The following is a 13205-nucleotide window of genomic DNA, read 5'->3' on the forward strand; positions in this document are numbered from 1 at the left end:
TTCTGCGGGAGGCCCGTTCGGCCGAAGCGGGGGGTGGGGAGCGGGAGTTATCTGTCCGAGTAGCTGAAGTCGCCGACGGTCCAGGCGCTCACGTCCTTGACGGCGATCCGGTACATGCCGCCGGTTTCGGGGATGCCCAGGGTGCCCTGGAGGATGCGCGCCACGTGGAAGTGCAGGTGCGAGGGCGCCGCGGTGGCGGGCTCGGTCCGGCCCGCGGGTCCGGATCCTCGGAAGACCTCGGCGAACGGGGCCAGCTGGTCGGAGTCCTGGAGCACCTCGGCGACGCGCTGGCGCCAGACGCGTTCCGGGGCGAGGCGGCCGGTGATGACGGCGCCGTGGACGACGACGGTCAGGGACATCTGATTGGTTCGCTCCGACTCGACCATGGCAGCGAGATCGATGAGCAGGTCGTCAGGGGTCGACATGGGCGGGACTCTAGCAAGCGCGGACGCCGATGGCCCCCCGCGCCAGGTCAGCGCCCCGGGGTCGCCGTGCCCGAGCCATGGGACGACGCACGAGCCGGGGCCCGCACCTCATGGTGCGGGCCCCGGCTCGTGTGCGCGTCAGCGTCAGGCGGGAACGATGTTCTCGGCCTGGGGGCCCTTCTGGCCCTGCGTGACGTCGAACGTAACCTTCTGGCCTTCCTGAAGCTCACGGAAGCCAGAGGAGGCGATGTTCGAGTAGTGGGCGAAGACGTCAGCGCCGCCGCCCTCCTGCTCGATGAAGCCGAAGCCCTTTTCCGCGTTGAACCACTTCACGGTGCCAGATGCCATATGAATTCTCCTTTGGGGCAGTGCCCGGAATCGCACTGTGCGAAAGCCGGCGTCGCCGCGATGATTGCCCCGACCGGAAACTTCGCCGGTAAATAAAAAGAGCGCCCACCGATGATCCGGTGAGAGCACTTGTAAGTTTTTTGGGAACCACAACTGCAACTGACGTCACCGTAGCACAGGGGGAGCGTCGTGAGCAGGAAAACTCCTCATTCTGCAACGGCTGGAACAGATAACCGTCTGCGGAAGTCATATAAGCGATGCCGGCGATTCAAGAATTTCCGCGTGCGCGGGGTGATGAGGCGTGGGGTGATGAGGCGGACCCCCGCCGAGGGTACGGAGGAAGGCGAGTGTGGTGCGCGGCAGCTCCGCGGCCCGGCCCGTCGTATAAGAGGGGTAGTCGTCATCGTCGAGACGCTCGGCGAGCAGGGATTTCTCATGGCTCACTCACGACACGCCAACCCCGCGGGCAGCCATGTCTACTCCGCCCATGGCAGATTTTCTCCGGCATTGTCCTTTCGAGTGCTGCGCCGCCCGCAGCAGTTTTTCTCGGGGCCTGCGCCGGTTCACCCGGCCGGCAGGACTCCCGAGGCGTCACGGGTCCTCGCCTCCCTCCGCAGGCTCCCGCCTGCGCACCCCGACCCGTACGGCCCCGAAGAGGACCTTGGCGACCACCCCGACCACGATCAGGTCGGCGGCCATCTGCACCGTGGTCAGGGCGCGGCCGGGCCCGGTGGTGGGCGCGATGTCCCCGAACCCCACGGTGGCGAACACCGCGACCGTGAAGTACAGGGCGTCGGTCCGGTCCAGCGGCTCGGTGAACGATTCCGGCGCCTCCTGTGCGAGGACGAAGTAGGTGGCCGAGAACAGCACCAGGAACAGCGGCACGGCCGTGGCCATTGCCTCGACGGCCCGCAGCCGCGGATACTCCGCACGGGTGATGGCCGCGGCCTGCCAGGCGACCAGCCACCCGAACAGCCCCAGGCCGGCCACGAGCGTGACGACCGTGCGCACACCGAATCCGCGGTCGAGGGGGGCCAGGTAGAACAGCGCGGTGATCAGGGCCGTCCAGGTCAGCGACCGGAGCGCATGAGCGGCCAGGACGCGTCGGCGGTGGCGGGCTGCGGTGCGTTCCATGGCTTCAGGAGAACGGTCCGCAACCCGCCCCGCGACCGCAGCGCGCCGCCGCGGACCGTGGTGGACGGGTGACGCCTCGGCGTGGGCGGAGGCTCCGGCGTTGCGGGCCGCCCCCGTGGCCCCCAGGATGGGCGCGATCCCGTCCGCCTCCGCAGTCAGGAGTGTTTCCCATGCTGGAGCGCAAGCTGCGCAAGGACCGCACCGAAGTCACCTTCGTCCTTCCGGCGGACACGCCGCCCGGGCCGGTGAGCGTGGTCGGCGACTTCAACGGATGGCAGCCCGGAACGCACACCCTCAAGCCGCGCAAGGACGGGAAGCGGGCCGTCACGGTCGAGCTGCCGAGCGAAAGCGCGCACTCCTTCCGGTACCTGGCCGCCGGCGACTACTGGTTCAACGACGAGAGCGCCGGGGACCAGGACGGCCCCAACAGCCGCCTGCACACGTGAGGACACCGTGACGGCGGAGCCGCTCCGGCGCCTGGCCGTCCTGCGGCACGCCAAGTCCGCCTGGCCGCCGGACGTGCCCGACGCCGAACGGCCGCTCGGCCCGCGCGGGCTGCGCGACGCCCCGGCCGCCGGCCGCTGGCTGCGCGGGGCGGGCTGGGTACCGGACCGCGTCCTGTGCTCGCCCGCGCGCCGCACCCGCCAGACCTGGGACCTCGTCGCGGCCGAGTCCGGGATCACCGCACCGGTCACGTACGAGGAACGGGTCTACGGCGCGAGCACCGAGGAACTGCTGGACCTCGTACGGGAGACCCCCGCGCAGGTGCGGACGCTGCTGCTCGTCGGGCACAACCCGGGCGCGCAGGAGCTGGTCCTGCTGCTCGCCGGCGAGGGGGACGGCCGGGCGCTGGAGCAGGCCCGTACGAAGTTCCCGACGTCGGCCGTCGCGGTACTGGACCTGCCCGGGCCCTGGTCGTCGCTGGCGCCGGGCGCCGCCCGGCTGACCGCACTCGCCGTGCCGCGGGGCGCCGGGCCCTGAGGCGGCGGGCCCTCAGCCGGCGGGCCCTGAGGCGGCGGGGAGCGAGGGCGGGGGCCGACCCCGCTACTCCCCGATGCGTACCAGCGCGAGCGTGATGTTGTCCGGGCCCCCGGCTTCGATGGCCGCCTTCCAGAGCTCGTAGGCGGCCTTCCCGTCGTCGTGCACCCGCAGCAGGTCGTCGATGGCCTCGTCGGGCACCGGGTCGGTCAGCCCGTCGCTGCACACCAGGTAGCGGTCACCCGTGGACAGCGGGAAGTCCGCCACGTGGGGGGTGATCGCGCGGTGCTCGCGGCTGCCGCCGAGCACCTGGGTGACGGCCGAGGTGGTGCGGCGGCCCGGCGGCGGGGGCGGGCTGTCGTCCACGCTGAGCTGGTGCAGCCCGTCCGCGTTCGCCCGGAACACCTTGCTGTCACCGACGTTGAAGGCCAGCAGCGATTCCCCCAGGACGAGGGTGCCGGCGACCGTGGTGCCCATGGAGGTCAGGTCCGGGCGGCCTTCGGCGGCCGCGTACACCGCGCGGTTGCAGACGTCCAGCGCGTCGCGGACGGCCTGGCCGCCGTCCAGCGAGGGGCCGAGCACGGACAGCTCGCGGACCACCAGCTCGCTGGCGACCTCGCCGGCCGGCTGCCCGCCGAGTCCGTCGGCGACCGCGACGACGAGCGGTCTGCCGAGGGGGAACACGAGCGTCTGCGGGCTCTCGGTCGCGGTCCCGCACAGCGTCCACGGTCCGATGACCAGGCTGTCCTCGTTGTGATCACGGATGAGCCCCGTGTGGCTCAGGGCGGTCACGGCTATGTACGGCACCTCGACGTCCCGCCTCTCGCCTCTCGGCCTCTCGGCTCACCACGACGGCAGACGCTGTCCCTGCCCCCCATTGTCACGCCGCTCGGCATGCGGCGCGTGACCTGCCGGAGCAGGCTGGTCCTGGAACCCGAGGAAAGGACTGCGATAGATGTTCGCGAGGCTGAGCACCTACCAGGGATCACCGGTTCCCGCGGAGGGGGACCTGACCACGCATTCGGAGGCGATCGTCCAGCAGGTCCAGGACCTCCCCGGCTTCCGGGGCGTGTACTACCTCGTCGACCGCGCCTCGGGCAAGGCGACCTCGCTGACCCTGTGGGACGACGAGGGGACCATGGCGGCGAGCGAGGAGCAGACCACCCGGATCCGCGAGGAGACGGCACGGCGGGAGGGCCAGCGGATCGTCTCGGTCGAACGCTTCGAGGTCGGCTTCAGCCAGCTCCGGCCCTAGGCAGCGCCGCCATGCCCCGGCGCACGGCCGTACGACAGCTGCTCGAGGAGTACGGACAGACCCATGCGGAGGAAGCGGGGATCCGGCTGCGGAACACACCGGCGCCGCTCTACCGGCTGCTGACGCTGTGCGTCCTGTTCGCCGTGCGCATCAAGGCCGACATCGCGGTGGCCGCGGCGCGGGAGCTCTCCGCGGCGGGGCTGCGCACGCCGCGGGCCATGGCCGCGGCCCGGTGGCAGGACCTGGTGGACGCCCTCGGGCGGGCCCACTACGTCCGCTACGACGAGAGCACGGCCACCGCCTTGGGCGAGGGGGCCCGTTTCGTGCTCGACCGCTACCGCGGAGACCTGCGGCGACTGCGCGAGGAGGCCGCCGGGGACCCGGAGCGGATCCGCGCGCTGCTGCAGGAGATCCCCAGGATCGGGCCGGTGGGGGCGGACATCTTCTGCCGAGAGGCACAGGGCCTGTGGCCCGAGCTGCGCCCGTCGTTCGACCGCCGCGCCCGCGAGGGGGCCGCCGGGCTGGGCCTGCCTGCCTCCCCCGAGCAGCTGGCGGCCCTCGTCGACGCCGCCGAACTGCCCAGACTGGCGGCGGCGCTGGTCCGCGCCGACCTCGCCCGGCCCTCCGCACGTACGAAGCAACGGGAGTCCCCATGAGCCAGACAGGACTGACAACGACACGGACAGGACGGGCAGGGCACACGAGGAACGCGAAGCCCGCCCCGGAGTCCCCGCCCTTCCCGCCGGACCCGCGCCCCCGCCCCGCCCGTCCGGCCCAACCCTTCCCCCCGGACCCCCAGGCGCCGAGGCCGACCCGCGAACCCGGCCCCGCCCCCACCCCCGCACCCTCGCCCACACCACCCGGACCGAGCCGCGGCAGTCAGCCGGGCTCTGGACCTCGCCGCGGAGGGCTCCCGCGGCCGGGCGCCGGCGTGTCCACGGTGAGGGGGAGGCGGAGGGTGCCGCGGACGGCGGGGTAGCTGCGGGTAGCTGCGGTGTTCCGCGCCCCGCGCAGCGAGCGCGGAGCGCTACCGCGACCGCGCGGGCGGCTTCCGCGGACGCGCCGGAGCCCGGCCGGGGGACTGGGACCGGCCGGGCTCTGGACGTGTGGAGGAGACTGCTCCTGGGGTCAGAGCCTCTCGTCGTGCAGGTCCTCCTCGCGCAGCAGGTCGTCCTCGCGGCCGCGCGAGGTCTCCTGCCGGCCCTTCTTCTGGCCCTGCTCGCGGGACGACTTGCCCGGCTGGGCGTGCGCGGGGTCTCCGGCGCGCTGGTGTTCCTGGGGCTCGCGGCTCTTGCCCGGCTCGTGACGCTTGTCCTGCATACCGCCCATGACGGCGACTCCTTCGGATGTGTGGGGACGGATTCCCCACCGACACGCTGGCACGCACCGTGACAACGCGCATCATTTCGGCTACGGATCGTGGCACGCGGGTGACGGGGAGGTGGGGGAGGTCAGGCCGCCGCCCGCGCCCCCGCGCGGCTCCGGGTCCCCTGCGGTACGACGCGCCGGCGCCGGGACGGCATGCCCACGGTCGGGTTGGCGACGCTCCAGGCCGCGCCCTTGCAGATCAGCTCCTTGTAGCGGGCGGCCAGGCGGCCCGTCAGGGCCCGGTCGACCGCCCGGTCGTCGGCGGTGACGAACTGGATCAAGCCCTCCGTGCGGCCGAGGGAGATGCACTGCTGGGCGTAGCGGATGGGCACGCGGGGGACCTTGGTGCCGGCGAGGCGGGCGGCGAGGGCGTCGGCCGCCTGCCAGGCCATGGGCACGCCCGAGGCGCAGGACATCCGCAGGGGCTTGCCGCCCGGGCCGATCGCCATCGCCGCGTCGCCCACGGCGTACACGTCCGGGTGGGAGGCCGAGCGCATCGTGCCGTCGACCACGATCCGGCCGCCGTCGGTGAGTTCCAGCGTGGTGGCCCGGGCGATCGGGTGGACGGCGAAGCCGGTGGTCCACACCGTGACCTCGGCGGGGATGGCCCGGCCGTCGGCCGTCACCACGCCGTCCGCCTCCACGGCGGTGACGGCGGTGTGTTCGTGGACCGTGATGCCGAGCTTGTCCACCACCTTCCGCAGGTGGGCGCGGCCCTTCTCCGAGAGCCAGTCGCCGAGGGCGCCGTGGGCGGCCAGGGCGACGTGGAGGTCCGGGCGGGCCTCGGCGATCTCGGTCGCGGCCTCCAGGCCCGTCAGGCCGCCGCCGACCACGACCACGGGCCGGCCGGCCTCCAGGGCCGCCAGGCGTGCGCGCAGGCGCACGGCGCCGGCGCGGCTGGAGATCTCGTGGGCGTGTTCGGCGGTCCCGGGGACACCCCCGTCGTCCCAGCCGCTGCCGAGGGCGTAGACCAGCGTGTCGTACTCCAGTTCCTCGCGCTCGGCGCCGTGCACGGCGGTGACCGCCACCGTCTTGCGGTCCACGTCCACGGCGGTGACCTTCGCGAGCTTCAGTTCCACGCCCGTGCCCGCGAACATCTCGGAGAACGGCCGGGGCCGCAGGTCCTGGCCGGCCGCGAGCTGGTGCAGCCGGACGCGCTCGACGAAGTCGGGCTCGGGGTTGACGAGGGTGATGGCGACGTCCTCGCGGTGCAGCCGCTTGGCGAGGCGGCCGGCGGCGACGGCACCGGTGTAGCCGGCTCCGAGGACGACGATGCGGTGCTCCATGTCCGTGCTCCTGTCTGGGCGGGGGCTGCCGTGGTCCGGCGTGGTTGCGCCCCTTGAACCGGACAGCCCCCCGTTCCCTGACAGGATCCAGACGTGACCTGCGTCACACCCTCGTCAGAGGGTGTGGAGCGGGGCTCCGTGGTCCTCGGCGGCCCACTGCTCGCTCGCGCGGACCAGCTTGTCGGGGTTGACCTGGCTGCGGACCGCGGCGATGCCCGCCGCGGTGACCTCCAGGCAGGTGATCGCGACGACCCGGCCGTCCACGACCGCGACGATGGCGGGCCCGCCGTTGGCGGTCGTGGCGTAGATCTCGGGCACGCCGCCGACGAGGGCCCGCTTGGCCGGCGCGGGCTTGAACAGGCCGCGCAGGAACGTGGCGACCGCGATCGCGCCCTCGAACGCCTTGGCGCGGGCCGGGACCTTCCCGCCGCCGTCGCCGACCGAGACGGCGTCCTGGGTGAGCAGGCGTACGAGGGGTTCGGTACGGCCACTGGTCGCCGCGGCCAGGAACTCCTCGACGATCCTGCGGGCGGCGGCCTCGTCGATCTCGGTGCGCGCCTTGCCGTCGGCGATGTGCTTCTTGGCCCGGTGGTAGGTCTGCTGGCTGGCGGCCTCGGTGATCTCCAGGATCTCGGCGATCTCCCGGTGCGGGTAGTCGAAGGCCTCGCGCAGCACGTACACCGCCCGCTCGCCCGGCGACAGGCGCTCCAGCAGGACGAGGACGGCGTACGACACCGATTCGCGCTGCTCGGCGGTGCCGGCCGGGCCGAGCATCGGGTCCCCGGCGAGCAGCGGCTCGGGCAGCCACTGCCCCACGTACCTCTCGCGCCGGGCCCGTGCCGAAGTGAGCAGGTTGAGGCACCAGTTGGTCAGCACCTTCGTCAACCAGGCCTCGGGCACCTCGATCCGCGCGACGTCGGCGGCCTGCCAGCGCAGGAACGTCTCCTGCACGGCGTCCTCCGCCTCACTGGCCGAGCCGAGCAGCCGATAGGCAAGGGCCTCCAGCCGGGGCCTCGCAGTCTCGAACCGGTCCACGTCACTCATGATCAGGGCCATACCCGCGATCCTAGGCGCCGCTCGGCCATGGCCCCAGGGGATGCGGGCCCGGCGTGCGACCCGGATGCGCGCCGACGGCGAGTGGCGGCGCAGGCGTCACAGCTGCTGGATCAGCTGCCGGAGCTTGGTGCTGGAGACGTGCACCGTGTACGGGAGGTAGACGACCTCGACTCCGACCGAGGCGAAGTCGCGTTCCCATTGCTCGCCCCGGGGGGTGCCGCGCCAGTCGTCGCCCTTGAACAGGCGGTGGAAGCCGACCTCCTGCCAGGCGTCCATCTTCTCGAGGGTGTGGTCGACGATCGCCTCGTCGACGTAGTCCATGGAGCGGACGATGTCGAGGCGTTCCTTGAGGGGGATGACCGGGGGGCGGCCCTTGTGGCAGGAGGCCTCGTCGGTCAGGACTCCGGCCACGAGGCGGTCGCACTGGGCGCGGGCGTGCCTGAGCAGGTTGAGGTGACCGATGTGGAAGAGGTCGAAGACGCCTGACGCGTAACCGATGATCTGAGACACGAGGGTCCTCCGGGTGGTGCGGTCGCGGTCAGATGATACGGATGGTCAGACTGGCAGAGATCTTGCACCATCCGTGTTGCCTGGTAAAGCCTTGATCACATGCTGGGGATGACAGGGATCGGCCCGGGAGGGTGATCCTCCCGGGCCGATGCCGCCGGATCGCGACCGGGTCGCGCTGTGGTCAGCCGATGGACCAGCCGAAGGCGCCGCCGACGGCCGGGAGGCCGTTCTGGCCCGGCTGGTGGGTGGTCACCGTGCCGGGGTTCCCGGTCCGTCCGGCAGTGGCGTTGCCCCACGGGAGGGCGTAGGCCGCGCCGAACGAGGGGGTGTGGGGTACGCCGATGTGCAGCGCCGAGGTGGTGGCTCCGAGGTGGGCGCCGATGGCGTGGCCGGCTGTCGGGGTGCCGCCGAGGCCGGAGGTGTCACCTGCCTGGATCCACTGGTCGGTGTCCCCGGGGGTGCCGAGCGGGTTGAAGGTCTGCACCGCGCCCGCGTCCGCGGCTCCGCCGATGTCCTTGCCCGGAATGCCGACCGCGAGGACGAGGGTCGACGCGGTGGCGGGTGCGTCGGGGGAGAGGTTGGCGAGGGTCAGGCTCTGGCCGAAGTGGTCACCGGCCGCGGCCACTCCGGCCACGTTGGCGGCCTCGGCGTTGATCGAGGCGGTCCGGGTGACCGCGCCCGCCCCGGTGATGCGGAAGGTGTGGACGTGGCCGGCCTGGTCGACGGGCGCCGAACCGACCGTCAGGCCTTCGCCGGGCGAGCCGACCGCGACGACGGTGTCGGTCGCAGCGCTCGCGCCGGACGGTACGTAGGCGACGGCGGCGAGGGAGCCTGCGAACCGGTCACCGGTCTCCGCCAGGCCGCCGACGATGGTGTCGTTCTGGTTGAGACCGAGGACGGGGGTGGGCAGGCCGTCGGCGGTCAGCTGGTGCGTGAACACCTGGAGGCTGCCGGCGTCGGTCTGGGCGCCGATGCCTTCGTTGGGGGAGCCGATGACGATGTGGTTGGCGGAGGCGGCGATGGTCGAGCCGAACCGGTCGCCGGTCTCGTTGTCGCCGTCCACGCCGGGCTTGTTCTGGTCGGTGGCCACGTTGGTGGTCCCGCGCAGGTAGTAGACGATGCCGGTGTCCTGGACGGTGCCGAGGTCCTCGCCGGGTACTCCGATCAGAAGGTACGGCTGGCCCTGCGCGGTGTGGCCGGCGGCGACGGCGTGGCCGAAGCGGTCCCCGGCCTCGGGCGTCGAGGACTTGATGGCGCCCTCGCCCGTGCCCTGGATCAGGTTCAGGGCGGCCTTGCCGGTGGACAGGCCGCTGGCGGCGCCGTAAAGGACGTTGACGGCGCCGGCGTCCGCGGCGGCGCCGATGTCCTCGCCCGGGATGCCGACGACGAGGTCGCTGCAGCCGTCCTCGTCGTGGTCGAAGGTGGCCAGGTTCTCACCGAAGGAGTCGCCGGCTTCGGCGTCGCCCGGGATGGCGGCGAGGTCCTGGTGGAGCTCGGCGGTGCCCTTGCCGCCGCCGTAGATCACGCGGACCACGCCGGCGTCGGCCTGGCCGCCGACGGCAGCCTTGGGGTCACCGACGACGGTGTCCTCGATGGTGTCGCAGTTGAGGTCGGTGAAGCGGGGGCGCGGCGGCGGCTTCGGGAGGTCGATCCGGAGCCGGGGGGTGACCGCGCCGGTGTAGGTGATGGGCGTGCCGCTGTCCTTCAGCAGGGCCTCCAGCTCGGCGAGGGTCTTGCCGGGGTGGGCCTGGCGGAGGATCGCGAGGGCACCGGCCACGTGCGGGGCGGCCATCGAGGTGCCGTTCTTGGAGGCGAACCCGCCGCCGGGGACGGAGGAGACGATGCCGGTGCCGGGCGCGAGCACGTCGAGCAGCGGGCCGCGGTTGCTGAAGGTGGAGAGCTGGTCGTCATCCGTGGTGGAGCCCACCGTGAGGGCGGAGGGCACGCATCCGGGGGCGTTGACCGCGTTCGCATAGCCGTTGTTGCCGGCCGCGACGACGGTGGCGACGCCCTGGCTGAACAGGGTGTCGATGATCGGCTTGCGGGGGTCCGCGGCACACGCGGCGGTCCAGCGGCCGCCGCCCAGGGACATGTTCGCGGCGATCACGTTGGTGCCGGCGCTCTTCATCGCCGCGACCTTCTCCAGCGCCTTGATCTGCGAGCTGGTGAAGCTGAGGACGCAGGGGCTGGCGCCCGGCCCGCAGTAGGAGTCGGAGGTGAACTTGGAGAAGACCTGCATGGCGATGATGTCCGCGCCGGGGGCGACACCGCGGGTCGGAGCTCCGGTCACACCGGCTCCGTTGCCCGCGGCGATGCCGGCGACGTGGGTGCCGTGGGAGCAGCCGGTACCCACGGTGGTGCACGGGCCGCTGTCGGCGTCGGCGCTGCCGGGGCCCTCCTGTTCGGCCGCGCCGTTCGGGCACAGGCTGGTGGCGCCGTAGGCGGCGTCGGTGACGGAGAAGCACGCCTCCGCCTTGACCCGGCCGGCCAGGAACGGGTGCCCGGTCGCGACGCCGGTGTCGAGGATCGCGATGGCGCTGCCGGCGCCGGTCTTCCCGGCGGCGACGGCGGCGTCGCTGCCGATCTTGGCGGTGGACTCGTTCAGCGTCGGTTCGACCGGGATGTCCTCGCTGACGCTGACGACACCCGCCATGGTGCTCAGCGAGTCCAGGCCGGCCCGGTCCACGCGCAGGGTGACCATCGGCAGGGTCTCGTAGGAGACGAGGACTTCACCGGCTTCGGAGGCCGAGGAGAGTTCCGACCGTCCGTCGAGGAGAACGTTGACGCGGACGGTGCCGCCGTCCTGGGTCTCGTCGAACAGCGGCGGGTCGACCGGGCCGTTTTCCTCGGCGAACGCCGGGCTGTAACCGGTCAGGGGGTTGGCGCCGACCGGTATCGCGGTGAGCACCACGGCTGCCGCCGAGGCGGCGAGCGCGACCCGCATGGATCTCTTCACTTCGTGTCTCCATGGAAGGGGAGGGGGGAACGGGGAGGGGGTGTGGCCATCGGGCGCGGGGCGACAGCGCGGCGAAGCCGAAGGGTCAGGCGGGGCCGCAGTCGAGAGCTGCGGGCGGGGGACGTAGGGCCGGGCGGCCGGATGGGTCGGGCGCCCGGCCCCTACGGTGTCCGTCGAACGGTCCGTCGAACGGTCCGTCAGGCGATCCGCCGGAGCGAATCGGCGGGACGATCAGGTGGCGTTGGCGCCGTTCTTCGGGTGCCCGCCGTAGAAGACGCCGAGGTAGTAGCTGTAGGCCAGGTCGTTGCAGGTGCCGCGCTTCCACCAGGCGTAGGCCGGGCAGGTGTTGTAGCGGAGCAGGTTGTAGAACGCGACGTCGGTGGCGATGCCCTTGTTGCGGTCCAGGTAGTAGCTGTAGCCCTTGTAGGTGTTGCCGATGGTTCCGTAGCCGTAGTCGTGCGCGTCGCACGCGGCGCGGAAGTCGAAGCCGGCGGGCCGGTCATACGAGTCGGTGCAGTGGTCGTAGTTGAGACCACGGACCCAGGAGCCGGTGGGCGTCTGCTTCCAGGACGGCCACCTCCAGCCGTAGTGGGCCACCGGGGTGGTGCAGCTGCCCCAGTAGCGGATCCACGACTCCGGGGAGGAGCAGGAGCGCGGGTTGGCCTGCGGGTCGGTGATGTCCCCGCCGATGAAGTTCTCGGAGGGCGGGCTGACCCCGTCGGGCTGCTCCTGGCCGGGCGCGATGGAGCCGGCGTCGGGGACGACGTTGCTGGTCTCGTGGGCCTGCGGGGCGGCGGCGTCGCCGCTGAACGTCAGCTCCCAGCTGCCGCCGTCGCCGCTCGTCAGGGTCGAGAGACGGTCGTCGCCGTCGTAGGTGTAGGAGCTGAGCTCGCTGCCCTCGGCCGGGTTGGTGACTTCGCGGAGTAGACCGGAGGCCTCGTAGGTGTACCGGGCCAGCGTCTGGACGGTCTGGCCGCTGGTGACCGTGATGTCCTTGACCTGGCCGGCCACGTCACCGAGGGTCGTGCCCGCCGCGGTGGTCGCGGTGGCGTAGTTCACGGCGAGGGACTGCGCGGGGGCCTCACCGCGGGCGGGCTCGCTGACCGTGGCGACGCGGCCCTGGGCGTCGTAGGAGACCGCGGTGGGCTTGTACGCCTTGTTGCCGACGCTCGTGACGCGCCAGGTGTCACCGGTGCCGGACACCTGCTTCCAGGTGTAGGTGGGCTTGAGATCGGCCTTCGGGATGGGGTTGCCGTCCGCGCCGACGGGGACGTCGTCGCCCTCGACCGCGGTGGCCAGGTCGATGTTCAGCGTCTCGGTGATGCTCGACTTCATCTCACCGGCGAGGTCGTCCCACGTCACGTTCTCGACCAGGGTCGAACCGTCGGCCGCCGTGTAGGTGTTGATGCTGCCGCCGCCGGGACCGTCCATGGACTCGGTCAGCTCGTAGCGGGTGGACGCGCTGCTGTCCAGGTCGGTGGTGGTGATCGACCCCGAGTCCTGGACCAGCTTGCGGTTCAGCTGGCCACCGACGAACTCGGCTTCCCAGCTGGGACCGAAGACTCCGAGATCGGAGCGGGTCGCCGGTGCGTCCTGGGCCTGTGAGATCCCCTGCGCCTGGCCGGTGATGGTGTGCGTACGGCCCATGAGGCCGACCGCGACGTCGTTCTCGAAGACCTGGTAACTGTCGGTCTCGGACTGGTACATGCCGGGGCCGATGTTCTGGATCTCACCCGCGGCGAGGGGCGCGCTGGGCACCTCTTCGGCGGAGGCCGAGAACTGCTGCGGAAGCAGCATGGCCATGGACATCGCGGCCACGATGGGGAGCGCGGATCTGCGCACGATAAGCCTTTCGGTGGAAGGTCGGGCGGGTGGGGAAGTCTGCGGCG

The 13205-nt window shown here is 72.2% G+C and carries 14 protein-coding genes; 4 read left to right on the top strand and 10 right to left on the bottom strand.

The genetic code is table 11. The features are described 5' to 3' along the window. Nucleotides 1-47: 47 nt before the first annotated feature. The 3 genes from AB0D44_RS01530 to AB0D44_RS01540 all read right to left on the bottom strand — a co-directional run bounded on the left by AB0D44_RS01530 (nucleotide 48) and on the right by AB0D44_RS01540 (nucleotide 1907). A complete protein-coding gene (locus AB0D44_RS01530; protein WP_362582746.1) occupies nucleotides 48-425 on the bottom strand; it encodes a hypothetical protein in 378 nt (125 codons plus the stop codon). A 144-nt stretch (nucleotides 426-569) separates the two neighbouring features. Then, nucleotides 570-773 (bottom strand): cold-shock protein, encoded by a 204-nt coding sequence (locus tag AB0D44_RS01535; RefSeq protein WP_030011983.1) that lies wholly within the window; start codon nucleotides 771-773, stop codon nucleotides 570-572. A 591-nt stretch (nucleotides 774-1364) separates the two neighbouring features. After that, nucleotides 1365-1907 carry a potassium channel family protein gene (locus AB0D44_RS01540; protein WP_362582749.1) on the bottom strand — a complete coding sequence of 181 codons (543 nt, stop codon included), beginning with the start codon at nucleotides 1905-1907 and terminating at the stop codon, nucleotides 1365-1367. Between the two features lie 170 nt (nucleotides 1908-2077). Between AB0D44_RS01540 and AB0D44_RS01545 the strand changes: the two genes are divergently transcribed. Next, entirely contained in the window at nucleotides 2078-2353 is a 276-nt protein-coding gene (locus tag AB0D44_RS01545; RefSeq protein ID WP_362582752.1) for an isoamylase early set domain-containing protein, read from the top strand. A 7-nt stretch (nucleotides 2354-2360) separates the two neighbouring features. Next, nucleotides 2361-2888: a histidine phosphatase family protein gene (locus AB0D44_RS01550; RefSeq protein ID WP_362582755.1), complete on the top strand. Its 528-nt coding sequence runs from the start codon at nucleotides 2361-2363 to the stop codon at nucleotides 2886-2888. Nucleotides 2889-2951: 63 nt separating this feature from the next. Here AB0D44_RS01550 and AB0D44_RS01555 read toward each other — a convergent pair whose 3' ends face one another. After that, complete coding sequence (locus AB0D44_RS01555; RefSeq protein ID WP_362582758.1) at nucleotides 2952-3692, bottom strand: PP2C family serine/threonine-protein phosphatase; 741 nt, start codon at nucleotides 3690-3692, stop codon at nucleotides 2952-2954. A gap of 148 nt (nucleotides 3693-3840) precedes the next feature. On the opposite strand from AB0D44_RS01555, the gene AB0D44_RS01560 reads away from it, so the two are divergent. Together AB0D44_RS01560 and AB0D44_RS01565 are read left to right on the top strand one after the other, a co-directional pair. Next, the gene (locus AB0D44_RS01560) at nucleotides 3841-4140 is read left to right on the top strand and encodes a hypothetical protein (protein ID WP_362582761.1); all 300 of its coding nucleotides are present in this window, start codon (nucleotides 3841-3843) and stop codon (nucleotides 4138-4140) included. An 11-nt stretch (nucleotides 4141-4151) separates the two neighbouring features. Continuing rightward, on the top strand, nucleotides 4152-4796 hold the full coding sequence (locus tag AB0D44_RS01565) for an endonuclease (protein ID WP_362582764.1): 645 nt from the start codon (nucleotides 4152-4154) through the stop codon (nucleotides 4794-4796). Between the two features lie 472 nt (nucleotides 4797-5268). Here the strand turns inward: AB0D44_RS01565 and AB0D44_RS01570 are convergent, their stop codons facing one another. From AB0D44_RS01570 to AB0D44_RS01595, 6 genes are all read right to left on the bottom strand, one after another. Beyond that, nucleotides 5269-5469, bottom strand: coding sequence for a hypothetical protein (locus AB0D44_RS01570; protein WP_362582767.1), 201 nt, complete (start codon nucleotides 5467-5469; stop codon nucleotides 5269-5271). Nucleotides 5470-5591: 122 nt separating this feature from the next. Continuing rightward, complete coding sequence (locus AB0D44_RS01575) at nucleotides 5592-6794, bottom strand: FAD-dependent oxidoreductase (RefSeq protein WP_362582770.1); 1203 nt, start codon at nucleotides 6792-6794, stop codon at nucleotides 5592-5594. Between the two features lie 114 nt (nucleotides 6795-6908). Continuing rightward, nucleotides 6909-7850: an RNA polymerase sigma factor SigJ gene (gene sigJ, locus AB0D44_RS01580; protein WP_362582771.1), complete on the bottom strand. Its 942-nt coding sequence runs from the start codon at nucleotides 7848-7850 to the stop codon at nucleotides 6909-6911. Between the two features lie 96 nt (nucleotides 7851-7946). Next, the gene (locus AB0D44_RS01585; RefSeq protein ID WP_362582774.1) at nucleotides 7947-8360 is read right to left on the bottom strand and encodes an adenylyltransferase/cytidyltransferase family protein; all 414 of its coding nucleotides are present in this window, start codon (nucleotides 8358-8360) and stop codon (nucleotides 7947-7949) included. 181 nt (nucleotides 8361-8541) lie between these two features. Further along, the gene (locus AB0D44_RS01590; RefSeq protein WP_362582777.1) at nucleotides 8542-11316 is read right to left on the bottom strand and encodes a S8 family serine peptidase; all 2775 of its coding nucleotides are present in this window, start codon (nucleotides 11314-11316) and stop codon (nucleotides 8542-8544) included. Between the two features lie 231 nt (nucleotides 11317-11547). After that, entirely contained in the window at nucleotides 11548-13158 is a 1611-nt protein-coding gene (locus AB0D44_RS01595) for a phospholipase A2 (protein ID WP_362582780.1), read from the bottom strand. Nucleotides 13159-13205: the final 47 nt, after the last annotated feature.

The organism is Streptomyces sp. NPDC048349, from assembly GCF_040651925.1.
Lineage (GTDB): Bacteria > Actinomycetota > Actinomycetes > Streptomycetales > Streptomycetaceae > Streptomyces.

Excerpts from the sequence above, each read along its gene's own strand:
- AB0D44_RS01535 (WP_030011983.1), bottom strand. The coding sequence starts at position 773 with ATGGCATCTGGCACCGTGAAGTGGTTCAACGCGGAAAAGGGCTTCGGC.
- AB0D44_RS01560 (WP_362582761.1), top strand. The coding sequence starts at position 3,841 with ATGTTCGCGAGGCTGAGCACCTACCAGGGATCACCGGTTCCCGCGGAG.
- AB0D44_RS01530 (WP_362582746.1), bottom strand. The coding sequence starts at position 425 with ATGTCGACCCCTGACGACCTGCTCATCGATCTCGCTGCCATGGTCGAG.
- sigJ (WP_362582771.1), bottom strand. The coding sequence starts at position 7,850 with ATGGCCCTGATCATGAGTGACGTGGACCGGTTCGAGACTGCGAGGCCC.
- AB0D44_RS01540 (WP_362582749.1), bottom strand. The coding sequence starts at position 1,907 with ATGGAACGCACCGCAGCCCGCCACCGCCGACGCGTCCTGGCCGCTCAT.
- AB0D44_RS01545 (WP_362582752.1), top strand. The coding sequence starts at position 2,078 with ATGCTGGAGCGCAAGCTGCGCAAGGACCGCACCGAAGTCACCTTCGTC.
- AB0D44_RS01570 (WP_362582767.1), bottom strand. The coding sequence starts at position 5,469 with ATGGGCGGTATGCAGGACAAGCGTCACGAGCCGGGCAAGAGCCGCGAG.
- AB0D44_RS01565 (WP_362582764.1), top strand. The coding sequence starts at position 4,152 with ATGCCCCGGCGCACGGCCGTACGACAGCTGCTCGAGGAGTACGGACAG.
- AB0D44_RS01575 (WP_362582770.1), bottom strand. The coding sequence starts at position 6,794 with ATGGAGCACCGCATCGTCGTCCTCGGAGCCGGCTACACCGGTGCCGTC.